The organism is Achromobacter sp. NFACC18-2, assembly GCF_900108985.1.
Classification (GTDB): domain Bacteria; phylum Pseudomonadota; class Gammaproteobacteria; order Burkholderiales; family Burkholderiaceae_B; genus Achromobacter.
The window spans coordinates 1-17802 of record NZ_FNYM01000004.1 but is presented as its reverse complement, the minus strand read 5'-3'; the positions used below and the strand labels follow the sequence as shown (position 1 = coordinate 17802).

13 protein-coding genes are annotated in these 17802 nt (G+C 66.7%); 11 read left to right on the top strand and 2 right to left on the bottom strand.

From position 1 onward, the window contains the following. The first annotated feature begins 25 nt into the window (after positions 1 to 25). The 4 genes from BMW75_RS07110 to BMW75_RS07095 are packed head-to-tail and all read left to right on the top strand — an operon-like array spanning position 26 to position 4488. Positions 26 to 1663 carry an ATP-dependent acyl-CoA ligase gene (locus BMW75_RS07110; protein WP_256381718.1) on the top strand — a complete coding sequence of 546 codons (1638 nt, stop codon included), beginning with the start codon at positions 26 to 28 and terminating at the stop codon, positions 1661 to 1663. Positions 1664 to 1700: 37 nt separating this feature from the next. After that, on the top strand, positions 1701 to 3014 hold the full coding sequence (locus BMW75_RS07105) for an MFS transporter (protein ID WP_092578089.1): 1314 nt from the start codon (positions 1701 to 1703) through the stop codon (positions 3012 to 3014). Next, a complete protein-coding gene (locus BMW75_RS07100) occupies positions 3011 to 4165 on the top strand; it encodes a thiolase family protein (protein WP_092578088.1) in 1155 nt (384 codons plus the stop codon). Before BMW75_RS07105 ends, BMW75_RS07100 begins: the two co-directional genes overlap by 4 nt. Beyond that, the gene (locus BMW75_RS07095; RefSeq protein ID WP_092578086.1) at positions 4162 to 4488 is read left to right on the top strand and encodes a Zn-ribbon domain-containing OB-fold protein; all 327 of its coding nucleotides are present in this window, start codon (positions 4162 to 4164) and stop codon (positions 4486 to 4488) included. The genes BMW75_RS07100 and BMW75_RS07095 overlap by 4 nt, the downstream gene beginning before the upstream one ends. Before the next feature lie 9 nt (positions 4489 to 4497). On the opposite strand, the gene BMW75_RS07090 is transcribed toward BMW75_RS07095, so the two are convergent. Further along, positions 4498 to 5370, bottom strand: a complete 873-nt coding sequence (locus BMW75_RS07090) for a TlpA disulfide reductase family protein (RefSeq protein WP_092578085.1) — start codon at positions 5368 to 5370, stop codon at positions 4498 to 4500. A 178-nt stretch (positions 5371 to 5548) separates the two neighbouring features. Here BMW75_RS07090 and BMW75_RS07085 point away from each other — a divergent pair, with 178 nt between their 5' ends. From BMW75_RS07085 to BMW75_RS07075, 3 genes are all read left to right on the top strand, one after another. Continuing rightward, entirely contained in the window at positions 5549 to 6340 is a 792-nt protein-coding gene (locus BMW75_RS07085) for an amino acid ABC transporter substrate-binding protein (protein ID WP_092578084.1), read from the top strand. Between the two features lie 128 nt (positions 6341 to 6468). Further along, a complete protein-coding gene (locus BMW75_RS07080) occupies positions 6469 to 7122 on the top strand; it encodes an amino acid ABC transporter permease (RefSeq protein ID WP_092578082.1) in 654 nt (217 codons plus the stop codon). Positions 7123 to 7153: 31 nt separating this feature from the next. Continuing rightward, positions 7154 to 7906 (top strand): amino acid ABC transporter ATP-binding protein, encoded by a 753-nt coding sequence (locus BMW75_RS07075; RefSeq protein WP_092578596.1) that lies wholly within the window; start codon positions 7154 to 7156, stop codon positions 7904 to 7906. Between the two features lie 205 nt (positions 7907 to 8111). On the opposite strand, the gene BMW75_RS07070 is transcribed toward BMW75_RS07075, so the two are convergent. Next, a complete protein-coding gene (locus BMW75_RS07070) occupies positions 8112 to 10340 on the bottom strand; it encodes an NADP-dependent isocitrate dehydrogenase (protein ID WP_092578081.1) in 2229 nt (742 codons plus the stop codon). Positions 10341 to 10958: 618 nt separating this feature from the next. On the opposite strand from BMW75_RS07070, the gene ilvA reads away from it, so the two are divergent. From ilvA to BMW75_RS07050, 4 genes are all read left to right on the top strand, one after another. After that, complete coding sequence (ilvA, locus tag BMW75_RS07065) at positions 10959 to 12530, top strand: threonine ammonia-lyase, biosynthetic (protein ID WP_092578079.1); 1572 nt, start codon at positions 10959 to 10961, stop codon at positions 12528 to 12530. Positions 12531 to 12671: 141 nt separating this feature from the next. Then, complete coding sequence (locus BMW75_RS07060) at positions 12672 to 13844, top strand: acetyltransferase domain-containing protein (protein WP_092578078.1); 1173 nt, start codon at positions 12672 to 12674, stop codon at positions 13842 to 13844. Between the two features lie 14 nt (positions 13845 to 13858). Continuing rightward, entirely contained in the window at positions 13859 to 14941 is a 1083-nt protein-coding gene (locus tag BMW75_RS07055; protein ID WP_175493116.1) for a porin, read from the top strand. Positions 14942 to 15349: 408 nt separating this feature from the next. Continuing rightward, positions 15350 to 17802, top strand: a 2453-nt coding sequence (locus BMW75_RS07050; RefSeq protein WP_254791948.1) for a DUF6531 domain-containing protein, incomplete at its 3' end; no start/stop codon positions are given.

Sequence of the window (17802 nt, the reverse complement as noted above, 5' to 3'; positions counted from 1 at the left end):
CATAAATTTGACACATAAATAGTTGATTCCTAGACTAAATCCAGAAGGCTGCGGGGCCGTCTGGCCGCAGCCGCACAACAGGGGAAGCGTCGCCATGCAAGCGTTGACATTGCCGTCGTTGTTGCGGGAACAGGGCGCCCGCCTGGGCGATCGGCTGTGGGTGCAGGCGCCTGGCGGCAGCTTGCGATATGCGGATGCGTCCGCACTGGCGGCGCAGTGGGCCGCGCGCCTGGCGTCGGCCGGGATCCGGCGTGGCGACCGCGTCGGCCTGATGGCCGGGAACCGCATTGAATTCCTGTCGGTGGTGCTGGGCTGCGGCTGGCTGGGCGCCGTGGTGGTGCCGATCAATACCGCGTCGCGGGGCATGCAGTTGCAGCACATCCTGGCCAACAGCGGCTGCACACTGGTTGTGGCGGACGCCGCAAGTTGTCCTGCCTTGGCGGCGCTGGAAAGTTGGCCGCAGGCCCTGGTCCGCGTCTGGTTGCTGGACCAGGAGGCGGATGCGGTATCGCTGCCCGCAGCGGTGGAGGCGCCGCCCACCGAGCCTGAACAAGGTATGCCGGCAGCGGACATCCAGCCCGGCGAGACGCTTGCCATCCTCTACACGTCGGGAACGTCTGGTCTGTCCAAGGGCGTGTGCTGCCCGCACGCGCAGTTCTATTGGTGGGGCAGGATCGCGGCGCGCAATCTGGAAATCACACAGGACGATATTCTCTACACCAGCCTGCCGCTCTTTCACACCAATGCGCTGAACGCCTGTTTCCAGGCGCTGGTGACCGGCGCCAGCATCGTCTGCGACGAACGCTTTTCCGCGAGCCGCTATTTCGACCGGCTGACGGCCTGCGGCGCGACCGTGACCTATCTGCTCGGCGCAATGGTGCCGATGCTGCTGGCCCAGGAGCGGACCGGCGCCGAGCGCCAGCACCGCACGCGCATCGCCCTGGCGCCCGGCGTGCCGGAACGTTTCCATTCAGCCTTCGTCGAGCGCACGGGCATTGCCTTGCTTGAGGGCTACGGATCCACGGAGACCAACTTCGCGCTCGGCGGCACGCTGGCTGAGCAGCGCGCCGGCTACATGGGCCGCGTCGTGCCGGAGTTCGACGCCATGGTGGCCGACGCGCAGGACGCACCGGTGCCGGACGGTCAGCCTGGCGAACTGTTGCTGCGCGCGCGTCCGCCCTTCGCCATCGCGACGGGCTATTTCGGGATGGACGACAAGACCGTGCAAGCCTGGCGCAACCTGTGGTTCCACACGGGCGACAGGGTGCTGCGGGACGCCGACGGCTACTACCGTTTCCTGGATCGCATGAAGGACGCGATCCGCAGGCGGGGCGAGAACATCTCGTCCTATGAAGTGGAGCAGGTGCTGCAGGCGCATCCCGCCGTGGCCGCCGCCGCCGTGTATGCCGTGCAATCCGAATTGGCCGAGGATGAGGTCATGGCGGCACTCGTCTACAAGACCGGCCAGGCCATCACGCCGCAGGCGCTCCTCGATTTCTGCCAGCCGCGCATGCCGTATTTCGCTGTGCCGCGCTACTTGCGCGTCGTGGACGATCTGCCGCGCACCGAGAACGGCAAGGTCCGCAAGTTCCGCTTGCGGGAGGAAGGCATCACCGGCGACACCTGGGACCGGGACGCCGCCGGTTATCGCGTGGCGCGCTAGGCGCCATTTGATCCATTCAGACAGACAAGGGGCGGCAATGACGATGGCATACAAGGGGACGGCGGTGTCCGCCGGCGACGATGCGCGCAGAAAGCGCACGCGGCGCGTCGTGATGGCCTCCATCGCGGGCAACGCGATGGAGTGGTACGACTTTTTCATCTACGGCACCGCGGCCGCGCTGGTGTTCGGCGAGCTCTTCTTTCCCAAGGGCACCGACCCGCTGCTGGGCACGATGGGCGCCTTCGCGGGCTTTGCGGTGGGCTTTCTGGCGCGGCCGCTGGGCGGTGTCATCTTCGGCCACATCGGCGACCGCTATGGCCGCAAGCTGGCGCTGGAATGGACCCTGGGCCTGATGGGCGCGGCAACGTTCCTGATCGGGCTGCTGCCGACCTACGAACAGATCGGCGTCTGGGCGCCGGTGGCGATGGTCGTGCTGCGCATCCTGCAGGGCGCGGCGGCCGGCGGAGAGTGGGGCGGCGGCGTGCTGCTGATCAGCGAGGCGGTGGGGGGCAAGCGCCGCGGCTACTTTTCGTCGTTCAGCCAGTTGGGCGTGGCGGGCGGCTTCGTGCTGTCCTCCGGCGTGTTCATGCTGGCGCAGCAACTGCCGCAGGAGGCGTTCATGAGCTGGGGGTGGCGCCTGCCTTTCATCCTGAGCGTGCTGATCTTCGGCGTGGGGCTGTACATCCGCAAGCACATCCCGGAAAGCGAAGAGTTCGTGCAGGCCACCAAGACGGCCAAGCGCGGCATGCCGGCCGTGGAGGTATTCCGGCGCTATCCGCGGCAGGTCTTCACCGCGATGGGCCTGCGTGTCGCGGAAAACGGCGGGTCTTACATCTTTCTGGCCTTTGCGCTGGCGTATGGCAAGTTCCTGGGCATCCCCAATGACGTCATGCTGGGCGGCGTGCTGCTCTCCATGTTCATCGAGCTGGGGACCCTGGTGTGGTTCGGCCACCTTTCCGACCGCATCGGACGCCGCACCGTCTATCTGATCGGGTCGGTGGGCTTGATGCTGGTGGCCTTTCCGTTTTTCTGGATGGTGCAGACCAAGGCGCCGCTGTGGATCTTTCTTGCGTTCTTCCTGGGCAACACCCTCTGCCACGCGGCCATGATCGGGACCCAGCCCGCGTACTTCGCGGAATTGTTCCCGGCCGAGGTCCGCTACACGGGGCTGGCCCTGGGCCACGAACTGGCGTCCGTGTTCGCGGGGGGACTGTCGCCGCTGATCGCCATGGCGCTGCTGCGCAAATATGAGTCGGCCACGCCGGTGGCGTGGTTTCTGGTCGGCATGGCGGCCGTCACGGTGGTCACGTTGCTGCTCACGCGTGAACCCAACCGGCAGGCCGAGGCATGAGGGCGGATCCGGATCGCGGTCCCGGCGTGGTCGGCGTGGGCGAAACGCCCTCGCTGCGCCATCCCGGCCCCGATTGCTCCACGGCGGCGCTGATGGCCCAGGCCATCCGGGAGGCGCTGGCCAGCGCCGGTCTTACGCCTGCGCAAGTCGACGGGCTGGGGGTGGCATCCTTCACGCTGCGTCCGGATCGGGCGATCGACCTGGGCTGGCGTCTGGGATTGCGCCTGAAATGGTGCATGCAGGACGAGATGGGCGGAGCCGGCGCGATCAATATGCTGCGCCACGCCTGGCTGGCCTTGCAGGCGGGCCAGGCCGAGACGATTGTGCTGGTGGCTGGCGACCACTTCGCGGAAGCGGACTTTGCGGCGCTCGTGCGCGGATACAACCGCAGCGCCCAGGACTATCTGAGCCCGCTGGGCTGCGCGGGGCCGAACCCGCTTTTCGCGATGGTGACGCAGCGCCAGATGGCCCGCACAGGCCTGCAGCGCGAAGACTACGGCCGCCTGTGCGTCGCGCAGCGCGCCTGGGCGTCGGCCAATCCAAACGCGGCGTACAGGCAGCCGCTGACGCTGGCGCAATACCTTGATGCCCCCATGGTGGCGCCGCCGCTGGGGCGGCTGGACTGCGTGCCGGTCGTCAGCGGGGCCAGCGCGCTGGTGCTGCGCGCGCGGCCCGAAGGCGTCCGGGTGCGGCTGCTGGCGAGCGACGCGCGCTACAACTGGGATCAGCAGGAGGGCGATGGCCTGCAGACGGGCATTGCCGACTTCGCGCAGGCGCTCTGGCGGCAGGCAGGGGTGGGGCCGCAGGACATGGACGTGATCAGCGTCTATGACGACTATCCCGCGATGGCGTTGGCGCAGCTTTGCGATCTGGGCATCGCCAACGCCGGCGACCTTCCGGGTTTCATCGCGCGCCGGATCGCTTCCCGGGCGTTGCCGGTCAACACGGCAGGCGGTCAGTTGTCGGCGGGGCAGGCGGGCACGGCGGGCGGCATGCACGGCCTGGTGGAGGTCGCGCGCCAGTTGCTGGGCCGCGCGCAGGGGCGGCAATTGAACGGCGCGCGGTTTGGCGTTGCGACGGGCTATGGCATGGTGCAACTGCGATATGGCATGTGCGCGAATGCCGCCGTGCTGGCGAGGGAAGAGGCATGAGCGTCCAGATCAGCCAATGCAGCGCCTGCGGACACCGGGTTTTTCCGGCGCGCCTCTGGTGCCCGGCCTGCGGACACGACCGGATGCATTCCGCGCCGGTGCAAGCGGCGCAGATCCAGGCTTGGACGGTGGCTCCGGCGCAGGGCTCGGCGCCGCCTGCCGTCGTCGCGACCGTGCGCGCGTTGCCTGACGGTCCTGTCCTGGTCGTGCGGCTTGAAGCCGCGCCGTCGCGGATCGGACAGCGGGTCGACCTGTTTGAGCGTTCGATTGAGCGCTCGATGCAGGGCCAGCCGCTGCCTTGGGGGCGGGTCTTGCCGGACTGACTTCCTCGGCTACTTGTTGGCCGGCGCGGTGCTGGCCTTCGCCGGTATCGGTTGCCTGCCCGCGCCGCCCAGCGCGTCCAGACGCTGGGCCAGGGTTGCCGCCGACAATTCCCCCACGCGCAGGTCCACCAGCCGTCCGCCGGCATCCAGGAACAGCGTGGCCGGCAGCCCGCGATTGCTGAACTTGCGCGAGGCTTCGCTGGCCGGGTCCCGCAGCAAATTCCGAAGGCCGGGCGCATGTTGCCGCAGATACTGCAGGATCTCGGGGCTGGCCTCGCCCTGGTTCAAAAAGACGAAGTGCACGTCGGGGCGGCTGGCCTGCGCCTGCGCGAAAGCGGGCATCTCGCGGCGGCACGGCGGGCACCAGCTTGCCCACAGATTGACGACGACGGGCTTGCCCTGAAAGGCGGCCAGCCCCGCTGGGGCGCCGGTCAGGTCCTGGAGCGTCAGCGCCGCGAGCGCGGGCTGCGCTTGGCCCTCGGGCGCCAGCATCCGGCCGCCTGCCAGCCATGCCACGCTGGCCAGGGCCAGGGCTCCCAGCACGGCCGGGCGGCGAGCGCCGCGCCGCAGCATGGCGACCACCGCATAGATCCAGCCGATCGCCAGGCCCGTCATGCCCGCCCAGCCGCCGTCGCGCACGTCCAGGATGGACAGCGGATCCTGCGCAAACAGATCCCGATACTGCCAGACGAACCCCAGCCGGGCGGCCACCAGCCCGGCGATGAGGGCGCGCCACAGGACGCCCGCCGCGTCCGCGCCGGGCCTGTCCCGGGCCGGACGGTCCAGGAGGCGCGCAGCCAGCAGGCCGATGGCCGCCGCGGCGGCGAGCACCGCCAGTTCGGCGGGAAAGACCAGGGGACCAAGACGAATGGCGGGCGACATGCGGACTCCAGGCGGGGAAGGGCGCCAGCCTAGCATGGCGGGGGCGTCCGCCAGGCGGACGCATCCCGGGCCAGGGCGCGCGCCGGCACTTCCCGGCGGGGAGGCTAAAATACCGCCTCGCGGCTTATGCCCGTCTTTCCGGCATTCTTCACTCCTCGCGCCTGGCGCACCCACAACGATGAAAAAACTGACTGCTGTACTTCTTGTGTCCGCAACCACGCTGCTCACGGCCTGCGGTCCCGGCGACAACGCGCCCGCCGCGGGCGCCCAGGCGCCGGCCACCCCCAAGAAGGTCGTCGTCGGTCTGGACGACAACTTCCCGCCCATGGGATTCCGGGACGCCAGCAACCAGATCGTCGGCTTTGACATCGACATGGCCAAGGAAGCCAGCAAGCGCCTGGGCATCGAAGTGGAATTCAAGCCCATCGACTGGAGCGCCAAGGAAGCCGAACTGAACGGCAAGCGCGTCGATGTGCTGTGGAACGGCCTGACCATCACCGAAGAGCGCAAGAAGAACATCAGCTTCACCGCGCCCTACATGGCCAACCACCAGATCATCATCGTGGGCAACACCTCGCCCATCAAGGTCAAGAATGACCTGGCCGGCAAGGTCATCGGCGCGCAGGACGGCAGCAGCGCCACCGACGCCATCGCCAAGGACCCCGTGGCCGCCCAGATCAAGGAAGTGAAGAAGTTTGGCGACAACGTCACGGCCCTGATGGACCTGGCCGCCGGTCGCCTCGACGCCATCGTCGTCGACGAGGTCGTGGGCCGGTACCTGATCAGCAAGCGCGCGGGCGAATACCGCGTGCTGGAAGAGAACTTCGGCACGGAAGACTACGGCGTCGGCGTGCGCAAGGACGACACTGAACTGCTCGCCAAGCTGGACAAGACGCTGGATTCGATGAAGCAGGACGGCACCGCCGGCCGCATCGCCACCCAGTGGTTCGGCGCCAACATCATCAAGTAAGCGCTGAGGCGCCCGCGGCCAGCCGGCCGGGGCGCCACGGCGTTGCAGTCCGCAGCCCGCCGCCGCGCCGCGAGGCCAGGCGGGCTTGCTCCTGAATTCCACTTGCCCCCGCGGCGCGAACCCACTGCATGGACTACGTACTCTCCCTTCTGGGGCCATTGGCGCAAGGCGCGAAAGTGACCTTGACGCTGTTTTTCATCACGCTGGCGCTCGCGGTGCCGCTGGGCCTGGTGCTGGCCCTGGCGCGCATCTCGAAGTGGCCGCTGCTGAGCCGTGCGGTCAATGGCTATATCTGGCTGATGCGCGGCACGCCGCTCATGCTCCAGATGCTGTTCATCTACTTCGCGCTGCCGTTCGTGCCGGTGATCGGGATCCGGCTACCCGACTTCCCGGCCGCGGTCGTCGCGTTCGCCCTGAATTACGCGGCGTACTTCGCCGAGATCTTCCGGGCCGGCATCCAGTCGGTGGACCGCGGGCAGTACGAGGGCAGCAAGGTGCTGGGCATGACGTACCTGCAGACGCTGCGCCGCATCGTATTGCCGCAGATGGTCCAGCGCGTGCTGCCGCCCATGAGCAACGAGACCATCACCCTGGTCAAGGACACCTCGCTCATCTACGTGCTGGCGCTCAACGACATCCTGCGCACGGCGCGGGGCATCGTGCAGCGCGATTTCTCGACCACGCCGTTCCTCGTCGCCGCCGCCTTCTATCTGTTGATGACGCTGCTCCTGACGTGGTTCTTCCAGCACATGGAAAAGCGCTATGCCAAATATGACCAGTAATTCCCCGGCCGGCGCCATCGCGCGACCCGTCATGATCCAGGCCCGCAACATCGTCAAGTCCTTCGGCGCGAACCGCGTGCTGGATCAAGTGTCGCTGACGCTGGAGCAGGGCGAAGTGGTGGCGGTGATCGGCCCGTCCGGCTCGGGCAAAAGCACCTTCCTGCGGTGCCTGAACCATCTGGAAACCATCGACGAAGGCAGCATCGACATCGAGGGCGAAACCATGGCCGCCGCCGTTCCCGGCGGACGCAGCCAGTACGCCAGCGACGCGGACGTGCGGCGCATCTGCCGCAAGATGGGCATGGTGTTCCAGTCGTTCAACCTGTTTCCGCACATGACGGTGCTGCAGAACATCATCGAGGCGCCCATCACCGTAAAACGCATGGCGCGCGCCGAGATCGTCCCCAAGGCGGAAGAGCTGCTGCGCAAGGTCGGCCTGCTGAACAAACGCAACAACTATCCCACGCGCCTGTCCGGCGGCCAGAAGCAGCGCGTCGCCATTGCCCGCGCGCTGGCCATGGAGCCCGACATCATGCTGTTCGACGAGCCGACCTCGGCGCTGGACCCGGAACTGACCGGCGAAGTGCTGCGCACCATGAAGCAGTTGGCGGATGAGCGCATGACCATGCTGGTCGTGACCCATGAAATGGGATTTGCGCGCGAAGTGGCGCACCGGGTCATCTTCATGGACGACGGCCGCATCGTCGAGGAAGCGCCTTCGAGCGATTTCTTCGCCGCGCCCCAGCACGCGCGCAGCCGGGAGTTTCTGGCGCACATGCTCTGAGCGGTGCGCTGTCCGGGGGGCGGGGCAGTTGACTCGCAATTTGTAGAGATGGCCGCCCCGATCCACATCGACAGGGCCGCACTCCATTTTTCGGGTGCCAGACCAAACCTGCAGCAAGTCGCACACAAAAAAAGCCGGCAGCCCCGATTGGGACTGCCGGCTTTTTCCAGCTGGCCCGCTCACGCCGGCCAGCAACGCAGGGCGCTTAGCCGATGGCGGCCAGCACCTTGTTCAGCGTGGCGCTGGGGCGCATGGCCTGGCTGGCCAGGGCTTCGTTCGGCTGGTAGTAGCCGCCGATGTCCACCGGCTTGCCCTGGGCGGCCTTGAGCTCGTCCAGGATCTTGCCTTCGCCTTCCGACAACGCGCCCGCGGCGGGCGCGAACTGCGCGGCCAGGGCGCGGTCTTCGGTCTGGGCGGCCAGGGCCTGGGCCCAGTACATCGCCAGATAGAAGTGGCTGCCGCGATTGTCCAGGCCGCCGACTTTGCGCTCGGGCGACTTGTTCTCGTCCAGGAACTTGGCCGTGGCCTGATCCAGCGTCTTGGCCAGGATCTGGGCGGTCGGGTTCTTGTACGTGCGGCCCAGGTGGTCCAGCGACTCGGCCAGCGCCATGAATTCGCCCAGCGAATCCCAGCGCAGGAAGCCTTCTTCCAGGAATTGCTGCACGTGCTTGGGCGCGGAACCGCCGGCGCCCGTCTCGAACAGGCCGCCGCCGGCAACCAGCGGGACGATCGACAGCATCTTGGCGCTGGTGCCCAGTTCCATGATGGGGAACAGGTCGGTCAGGTAGTCGCGCAGGACGTTGCCGGTCACGGAGATGGTGTCCAGGCCTTCGCGGATGCGCTTGACCGAGAACTTGGTGGCTTCGACGGGGTCGAGGATGCGCAGGTCCAGGCCGCTGGTGTCGTGGTCCTTCAGGTACTGCTTGACCTTGGCGATGACCTGGGCGTCGTGGGCGCGCTTTTCGTCCAGCCAGAAGACGGCGGGCGTCTTGGTGGCGCGGGCGCGCGCAACCGCCAGCTTGACCCAGTCCTGGATCGCGGCGTCCTTGGTCTGGCACATGCGCCAGAGGTCGCCCGCTTCAACGGCCTGCTCCAGCAGCACGGTGCCGGCGGCGTCGGTGACGCGCACGGTGCCCGCGGCCGGGATGACGAAGGTCTTGTTGTGCGAACCGTATTCCTCGGCAGCCTGGGCCATCAGGCCGACGTTGGGCACGCTGCCCATCGTGACCGGATTGAAGGCGCCATTGCGCTTGCAGTCGTCGATGACGGCCTGGTAGACGCCGGCGTAGCTGCGATCGGGAATGACGGCCTTGGCGTCCTGCAGCTTGCCTTCGGCGTTCCACATCTTGCCCGAGTCGCGGATCATGGCGGGCATGGACGCATCGACGATCACGTCGCTGGGCACGTGCAGGTTGGTGATGCCCTTATCGGAGTTCACCATGGCCAGTTGCGGCAGCGTCTTGTAGGCAGCGTCGATGTCGGCGGTGATGGCGGCCTGCTGGTCGGCGGGCAGCGACTGGATCTTGGCGTACAGGTCGCCAATACCGTTGTTGGGGTCGAAGCCGGCTTGCTTGAGGGCGTCGGCGTGCTTGGCCAGGACGTCCTTGTAGAACACGGAGACCACGTGGCCGAAGATGACGGGGTCGGAGACCTTCATCATGGTGGCCTTCAGGTGCACCGAGAACAGCACGCCGGTGGCGCGCGCGTCGTCGATCTGCGCCTGCAGGAAGGACTTCAGCTTGGCGGTCGACAGCACGGCGGCGTCGATAATTTCGCCAGCCTTGACCGGGGTCTTTTCCTTCAGGACGGTCTTGCTGCCGTCGGCGGCGGTCAGTTCGATCTTCACGTCGCCGGCCTGGGCGATGAGGGCGGACTTTTCGGTGCCGTAGAAATCGCCTTCGCTCATGTGGGCGACGTGCGACTTGGAGTCAGACGACCAGGCGCCCATCTTGTGCGGGTGCTTGCGGGCGTAGTTCTTGACCGACAGCGGAGCGCGGCGGTCGGAATTGCCTTCGCGCAGGACCGGGTTCACGGCGCTGCCCTTGACCTTGTCGTAGCGGGCCTTGACGTCGCGCTCGGTGTCGTTGGCGGGGGCGTCCGGGTAATCCGGCAGCTTGTAGCCCTGGTCTTGCAGTTCCTTGATGGCCGCCTTCAGTTGGGGCATCGAGGCGCTGATGTTGGGCAGCTTGATGATGTTGGCTTCCGGCTTGACCGCCAGGGCGCCCAGCTCAGCCAGGGCGTCGGACAGCTTCTGGCTGTCGTCGAGGTAATCCGGGAACAGGGCGATGATGCGGCCAGCCAGCGAAATGTCGCGGGTCTCGACCGTGATGCCTGCGGGTTTGGCGAATGCCTGGACGATGGGCAGCAGCGAACGGGTTGCAAGTGCCGGAGCTTCGTCGGTGAGGGTATAGATAATCTTAGGAGTAAGAGACATGATCCTTGAATCTGTTCGGCTCAGGCGCTGACGCGCAAACCCGAACATGCTATGCGGCGTGAGCCGGTAGATGTTGTCGAGAGTGGGTTCGTATGGGTGGACGCGCAGGCCGAGCGTCCCCCCAACATGACGGCCGCCCGTCCTATTTTTTGACTGGACCGGATCGGCCGATACGCTGGGCCAAATCCGGGTCCGCCTTGGAAAGTGCGGCTGCCACGAACTTTCCATTGTAATACCGTGCTACGCATTTCGCGGCGGAAATGGTTCTATTTCCCGCTTGGGCTGAAATAAACAGGAATAAGCCGGAATAAGCTAATGGCATTTACCGGGGACGGATAAGGGGCCGGGCGGACCGCGCTGCGGTCTGCCGCCCGGATGACAAGCGGCTGCGGACCCCGCCCGGCGGGCACGCCGATGGCATGCCGCGTTTGACAAAGCCGCCCGTTGAGAGGAAAGTAGCGGGCATGAATTTCCGCGCTGTTCGCATTTCGCTGATTATTACCATCATTCCTGGAATGGTGGGTTAGCGCGCGACCGCAACAGTCACAGCCACCCGCCCCACGAGGCGGGTTTTTTGTGGCCGCCTCTGCCGGGCAAGCCTACCCAAGCAGAGAGTCCATGTCCGCACCATCTCCCACCCCGACCCCGGATTTCCAGGCCGGCAACGCCTCGCCCATGGAATACCTCCGGCATATCCTGACCGCGCGGGTCTATGACATCGCCCGTGAAACCGAACTGGACCTGGCACGCGGCCTGTCCGCGCGGCTCGGCAACACCGTCCACTTCAAGCGCGAAGACAACCAGCCGGTGTTTTCGTTCAAGGTACGCGGGGCGTACAACAAGATGCGCAATACGCCGCAGGCTGCGCTGGACCGGGGCGTGATCACGGCATCGGCCGGCAATCATGCGCAGGGCGTGGCGATCTCGGCGGCCCGGCTTGGCGTGCGCGCCATCATCGTGGTGCCGCAGACCGCGCCGCAGGTCAAGGTGGATGCCGTGCGGGCCCATGGCGGACCGACCGTCACGGTGGTGCAGGCCGGCGATTCCTACAACGACGCCTACGCCCATGCGCAAAAACTGGCGCGGGAACAGGACCTGACCTTCGTGCCCGCCTTCGATGACCCCTACGTGATCGCGGGGCAGGGCACGGTCGGCATGGAGATCCTGCGCCAGCACCCCGAGCCGCTGCATGCGATCTTCGTGCCCATCGGCGGAGGCAGCCTCGCGGCGGGCGTGTCCACGTATGTCAAGGCGGTCCATCCCGGCGTCAAGGTGATCGGCGTGCAGACCGAGGATTCCTGCGCGATGGCGCAATCGTTGCGCGTGGGCGAGCGCGTCATCCTGGCCGAAGTGGGCCTGTTTTCGGACGGCACGGCCGTCAAGCTGGTCGGCGAGGAAACCTTCCGCCTGTGTCGCGAATACCTGGATGAGGTGATCCTGGTGGACACGGACGCGGTGTGCGCGGCCATCAAGGACGTGTTCCTGGATACGCGCAGCGTGCTGGAACCGGCAGGCGCGCTGGCGGTGGCGGGCCTGAAGAAGTACGTGGAGCGGGAGGGCGCACGCGGGCAGTCGCTGGTGGCGATCACTTCGGGCGCCAACATGAACTTCGACCGCATGCGTTTCGTGGCGGACCGGGCCGAGGTGGGCGAGGCGCGCGAGGCCGTGTTTGCCGTGACCATCCCGGAAGAGCGCGGCAGTTTCCGGCGCTTCTGCGGCGTGATCGGCCAGCGCAGCGTGACCGAATTCAACTATCGCATCGCCGATGCACGCACCGCCCATATTTTCGTGAGCGTGCAGATCGCGCGCCGCGGCGAGGCCGCCGAGATCATGGCCGCGCTGACCACCGAAGGCTTCTCGGCCACCGATCTGACCCACAACGAGGTGTCCAAGCAGCACATCCGCTACATGGTGGGCGGCCGGTCGCCACTGGCGGGCGGAGAGCGCCTGTTCCGCTTTGAATTCCCCGAGCGCCCGGGCGCGCTGATGAAATTCCTGTCGGCGATGGCGCCCAACTGGAACATCAGCCTGTTCCATTACCGCAACCAGGGCGCCGATTTCAGTTCGGCGCTGGTGGGCATCCAGGCCCCGGTCGCCGACGACGCGGCGCTGGACGCATTCCTGCGGCAACTGGGCTACGCGCATGCCGAGGAAACGGGCAACGCGGCTTACCGGCAGTTCCTGATGTGACTGCGGCGCGGGTCGGTGCAGCCAGGCTGGGAGGCGGCTGCACCGCTGTTTTGGAAAGGTAATGTTATTACATTACTATGCTGGGTTTTTGCGCGCCGCGGACGACGGTCCCTCGCGCGCTTTTCTCCGCTGCATTCCAAGATGGCTTCATCCATTCCCGTTCCCGCTTCCCCGCAACACTCCCGCCTGCAATCCATCGACGCCCTGCGCGGCCTGGTCATCGTGATCATGCTGCTGGACCACGTGCGCGAGACCTTCTTCCTGCATCATCAGGTCGGCGATCCGATGGACGTGGCGGCCACGCCGCCGGACCTGTTTTTCTCGCGGCTGCTGGCGCACCTGTGCGCGCCGGTGTTCGTCTTCCTGACGGGCCTGTCGGCCTGGCTGTATGGCGCCAAGGCCGGCAGCCGGGGTGCGACCGCCGCGTTTCTCGCCAAGCGGGGCCTCTTTCTCATCGCGCTGGAAGTCATCGTGGTGAATTTCGCCTGGACCTTCCAGTTTCCGCCTACCGTCGTCTACCTGCAGGTCATCTGGGTGATCGGCCTGTCCATGCTGTCGCTGGCGGCATTGCTCTGGCTGCCGCGCTGGGCGCTCGTCGTGACGGGCGTCGTGCTGGTGGCGGGCCACAACGCGTTGGACGGCCTGCATTTTGCGGCTGGCCATGGCATGCACGTGCCGTGGGCGGTGTTGCACGACCGCGGCTGGCTCGAGGTTAGTGAAACGTTGCGCCTGCGCACGTCGTACCCCCTGCTGCCGTGGATCGGCGTGATCGCGCTGGGCTATGCGGTGGGCGCCTGGTTTCAGCCGGGCGTGCAGGCCGGTGTGCGCCAGCGTCGTCTATGGACGGCTGGCCTGGCCGCCGTGGCCGGCTTCGTGGTGTTGAGGATGCTGAACGGCTACGGCCAGTCCCAGCATTGGACCGTCCAGGACGATGCGCTGCATACGGCAATGAGCTTTCTGAACATCACCAAGTACCCGCCGTCGCTGCTGTTCCTGCTGCTTACGCTGGGCCTGGGCCTGTGCCTGCTGGTGCTGATCGAAAAGGCGAAATCGGCCGCGTGGGTGCGGGCGCTGTGCGTTTTCGGGGCCGCGCCCATGTTCTTCTACCTGCTGCACCTGTACGTGCTGAAGGCGCTGTACCTGGCGGGCGAAGCCATCTGGGGCCTGAACCAGGGCAAGTATTTCGGCGTGGACGGCATGGGGGCGGTGTGGGCGATCTCGATCCTGCTCGCCGTGGCGCTGTATTGGCCCGTGCGCCGGTTTGGCCGCCTGAAGGCGGCGCGCCGCGACATCGCCTGGCTCAAGTACCTGTGAGGCTGGCGATGGTGGTGCGAAAATTTTCCGCGGGCATCGCGGTTTTGCTGGCCCCGTGGGCGGCCGACGCGCAGCCGGGCGCGGTGACGTTGTACGGCGTCGTGGACCTTAGCGTGGCGGGCTTTTCCACGCAGGAGCGCGGCACGGCGATCAACATGCAGTCGGGCGTGCAGTCCGGCTCGCGTTGGGGGCTTCGCGGCAGCGAAGACCTCGGCAACGGGTTGCGCGCGAATTTCCAGCTCGAAAGCGGCGTCCTTGCCACCAACGGCAAGTCCGCGCAGGGCGGCCGCCTGTTCGGGCGCGCGGCGTGGGTGGGCGTGTCGGGCGGCTTTGGCGACCTGCGGCTGGGCCGGCAGACGTCGGCGTCTTCCGCCACGCTCGCCGACTACGACGCCTTCCTGGCGTCATACTTGATCACCGGGGCGCAGACGACGCTGTTGCCCTACAACGCCAATCGCGCGGACAACACCGTGGCCTACTGGACGCCGTCCGTCGGCGGCTTGCGCGCGGGCGTGGACGCCAGCCTGGACTACGACGGCGGAGGCGGCTTCCAGACCGGCACCACCAACAAGCTGTACAGCGCCGCGATCGTGTTTGACCGGCCAGGCTATTCGATCGCCGCGACCTACGAAGGCGCGCGCTGGGCCGATGGCACGGCGCAGTCCGCGGCGATGTCAAAGGCCGGCGCCGATCGCCAGCCCTTCGCCTATACGCTCGCGGGCCGCGCCACGGTGGACGCGTTCACGTTCTACGCCGGCTGGTCCGTGATGCGCAATGGGTCCACCATCCCGGCCGTGCAATCGCCCGGCCAGCGCAGCTACTTCCCGGGCAGCACGGTCCACGGCGTGATGGCGGGCGCGACATGGCGCGCGGGGGCGGGCACCGTGATGGCGTCATGGCAGGCCAGCCTGCCGGGCGGTGGTTCCCTTGAACGCGACGGCGCCACGCACTCCCAGCAGGTGTATTCGGCGGGCTATGTGTACGACCTGTCCAAGCGCACCAACGTGTACGCGATCTACGGCTACATGCGGGGTGCCTGGGACGATCCGTCGTGGCACCAGGCACAGTATGCGGTGGGAATGCGGCACCGATTCTGACCTGGCGTGGCAGGGGGCGTCGGCGGGGCCGCCGGGGTCTCGCGTTTGTTTGGATAGCCACGGCGAAACGGGTGCGCTGCGTCGCGGCTGATCGCGTTCCGACGGGCGCTTTGGGCCAGATTTGACCCGGCCGGGCCAAATCTGGCCCGGTGCGTTTTCTTATTTATCAATAACTTGGAAATAAACGGGCCAAATTTGGCCCGATTTTCCGGCCAAACCGCGGCTTTTCTTGAGCCGCGATGGCGATCGGCTGGCTGATTCGCGCGAGACTCAGCTTCAAGGCCTTGATGTTGCAGGGGTTTTCTTTGCACCGCTAACCCTGGCACGGATTTCGCATATGTCGCCGCATTCCCGCACCGGGATGCCTCCGGCCTCTTGAAGGCCTTTGCGACGACACCGGACTCCGTCATGCCAACCCCGCCAGGCGCTGCCCCATCTGTTCCAAATCGAATCGCCTCGCCGGTTGACGAGGACTACACCGAAGCCGAATACCAGGAAGCCGAAGCCGAGAACGACGGCATCCAATGGAGCGACGAAGACCTGGACGGCCCGCAAGGCGTCGTCGCTCCGCTGAACACCATTGCCCCCGAAGACGTCGAAGCCGGCCAGAACGCCTTTGACCAGTGGCTGCGCGAGAACAGCGACGGCTGGGTCACGCTGCCGCGCATCAAGGCGGCCGCGGGCGCGGTGCCGGTGCTGGGCAACCTCATGGCGCTGGTGGACGCCATCGGCGACATCACGACATTGGTGGACAGCAATCCCACCCAATTCCTGGATTGGGTCAGCCTGGGCATCAACCTCTTCGGCGTGTTGCCCGTGCCTGGCACGGCGGCTGCGCGCATGAGCCTGCGGCCCGCGCTGTTTCTCGTGCAAAAGGAGGTCGCACGCCAGGCCAAGGCGGGCCTGGGCAACGCCATCATCATGGCCCTGGCGGCTCACCTGAGCGAGAACATCGCCGGCGACATCGAAGACTTTGCGCAACAGGCGCAGGCCCGGCTGGAAGGGCTGCTGCAGGATGCGGGGGCCAAGGCAGAAGAAATCATCAAGGCGCTGGCCGATGTCCTGGTCAGCCTGACCGTGCCCGCCAACGCGGACGCCTCGTTTGAGAAGGCGGGCGAACAGCTCTCGTCCGCGTGGGACAAGAAGTGGGACTCGCCGCTGGGTGCCGCGCGCGACCTGTGGGATGGTCTGGGTAGCGGCGTGCGCGGCAGCAAGCAGTCGGTCGGCAACGCCGCCAAGGACCTGCTGCCCGTCAAGGCGCGCGACTTGATGTTGCGCTCCGCCCAGCGCCTGAATGCCCTGGCGCCGCAAGTCAATGACAGCATGCAATCGCTGGCCGACGAGAACAACGTCAACAGCATCGCGTCGCTGCTCATGCAACTGTCGGTGGCCGTGGTGCTGTGGCGCCAGCGCAAGGGGTACGCGATCGGCGCGAACGTGCGACCGGCCGTGGCGAGCAAGGCCCGGCAGATGGCGCGTTCGATGCGCCTGGCGCGCATCCGCCGCCAGGCCCGCGCGCGGCGGAATGCCAATCCGGACAAGAGCGGCGCGTGTCCGGCGACCTGCCACAGCATCAGCTTTGCGATGGGGACTGAGCGGATCACGCATGTGGATTGCTCGCTGCCCGGGCCCTTTGCGCTGCGCTGGGCACGCACGTATTCCTCGGATCTGGCCGCGTATGACAACGGCGTCATCGGCGCACGCTGGGTCAACGAATACACCACGCGCATCGATATCAAGACGGCAGGCGCGGACCGCGAAACCCTGCGCTATCACGCCGCCGACGGGCGCACGCACGCCTGGCCGTTACCGGGCGTCGGCAAATTTCACTACGACCCCGTCGAGAACCTGACGGTAGTGCGCACCTCCGACAGCGAACTGACCGTGGCGCAAGGGTACGAGCGGCGCGCCACCTACCAACGCGAGGGCCGGCGGTTTCGGCTGACGGGCATCCACCTGCGCAATGGTGCGCGCGTTGCATTGCTCTATCGCCACACAGTCGGGCGGCGCAGCGTGCTGTCCGACCTCGTCACGTATCTGGACGATGCCATCCACACCCACGTCGGCACGCAGATCGACGCCGCCGGCCGCATCGTGGCGCTCTGGCAACTCAAGGACGGACAACCGCAGCGGCAATTGGCCGGCTACGACTACGACGAGCAAGGGGACCTGCTGCAGGCGCGCGACGAACACGGCGCCCAGTGGGACTACCACTATCGCCAGCACCTCATCACCCGCTACACCGACCGCACCGGACGCGGCATGAACCTGGAGTGGGAAGGTTCCGGCCCCAAGGCGCGCGCCATCCGCGAATGGGCCGACGACGGCAGCTTCGACACGCGCTTGCGCTGGCACCCCGAGATCCGCTTGACCTATGTCACGGATGCCCTGGGCCACGTCACGGAGCACTACTACGACATCGACGGCTATACCTACCGCATCGTGCACCCGGACGGCCTGTCGGAATGGCTGTATCGCGACGACGCCAAGAACGTGGTCACGCACATCCACCCCGACGGCAACATCGACAGCTACGCCTACGACGAGCGCAGCGATCTGCTCGAACATCTGCGCGCGGATGGCACCTCGGTCCACTACGCCTACGACGACCAGGACCAGCTTTTCAAGATCCGCGACGCCGAAGGCGGCCTGTGGCAGCGCGACTACAGCCCGCGCGGGTATCTGATCGAGACCATCGATCCGCTGGGCAACAAGACCGAATACGCCTATGACGCGGCGGGCAATCCGGTTGCGATCCGGGACGCCCGGGGTGGCGAGAAACTGCTGGCCTACAACGCCGCGGGGCTGCTCACACAGTACACGGATTGCTCGGGCAAGCGCAGCGCGTGGGTGTATGACGA

What these genes read in the sequence shown, in the direction of transcription:
- BMW75_RS07105 (WP_092578089.1), top strand. Translation starts at nt 1,701, where the DNA reads ATGACGATGGCATACAAGGGGACGGCGGTGTCCGCCGGCGACGATGCG.
- BMW75_RS07100 (WP_092578088.1), top strand. Translation starts at nt 3,011, where the DNA reads ATGAGGGCGGATCCGGATCGCGGTCCCGGCGTGGTCGGCGTGGGCGAA.
- BMW75_RS07095 (WP_092578086.1), top strand. Translation starts at nt 4,162, where the DNA reads ATGAGCGTCCAGATCAGCCAATGCAGCGCCTGCGGACACCGGGTTTTT.
- BMW75_RS07090 (WP_092578085.1), bottom strand. Translation starts at nt 5,370, where the DNA reads ATGTCGCCCGCCATTCGTCTTGGTCCCCTGGTCTTTCCCGCCGAACTG.
- BMW75_RS07085 (WP_092578084.1), top strand. Translation starts at nt 5,549, where the DNA reads ATGAAAAAACTGACTGCTGTACTTCTTGTGTCCGCAACCACGCTGCTC.
- BMW75_RS07080 (WP_092578082.1), top strand. Translation starts at nt 6,469, where the DNA reads ATGGACTACGTACTCTCCCTTCTGGGGCCATTGGCGCAAGGCGCGAAA.
- BMW75_RS07075 (WP_092578596.1), top strand. Translation starts at nt 7,154, where the DNA reads ATGATCCAGGCCCGCAACATCGTCAAGTCCTTCGGCGCGAACCGCGTG.
- BMW75_RS07070 (WP_092578081.1), bottom strand. Translation starts at nt 10,340, where the DNA reads ATGTCTCTTACTCCTAAGATTATCTATACCCTCACCGACGAAGCTCCG.
- ilvA (WP_092578079.1), top strand. Translation starts at nt 10,959, where the DNA reads ATGTCCGCACCATCTCCCACCCCGACCCCGGATTTCCAGGCCGGCAAC.
- BMW75_RS07060 (WP_092578078.1), top strand. Translation starts at nt 12,672, where the DNA reads ATGGCTTCATCCATTCCCGTTCCCGCTTCCCCGCAACACTCCCGCCTG.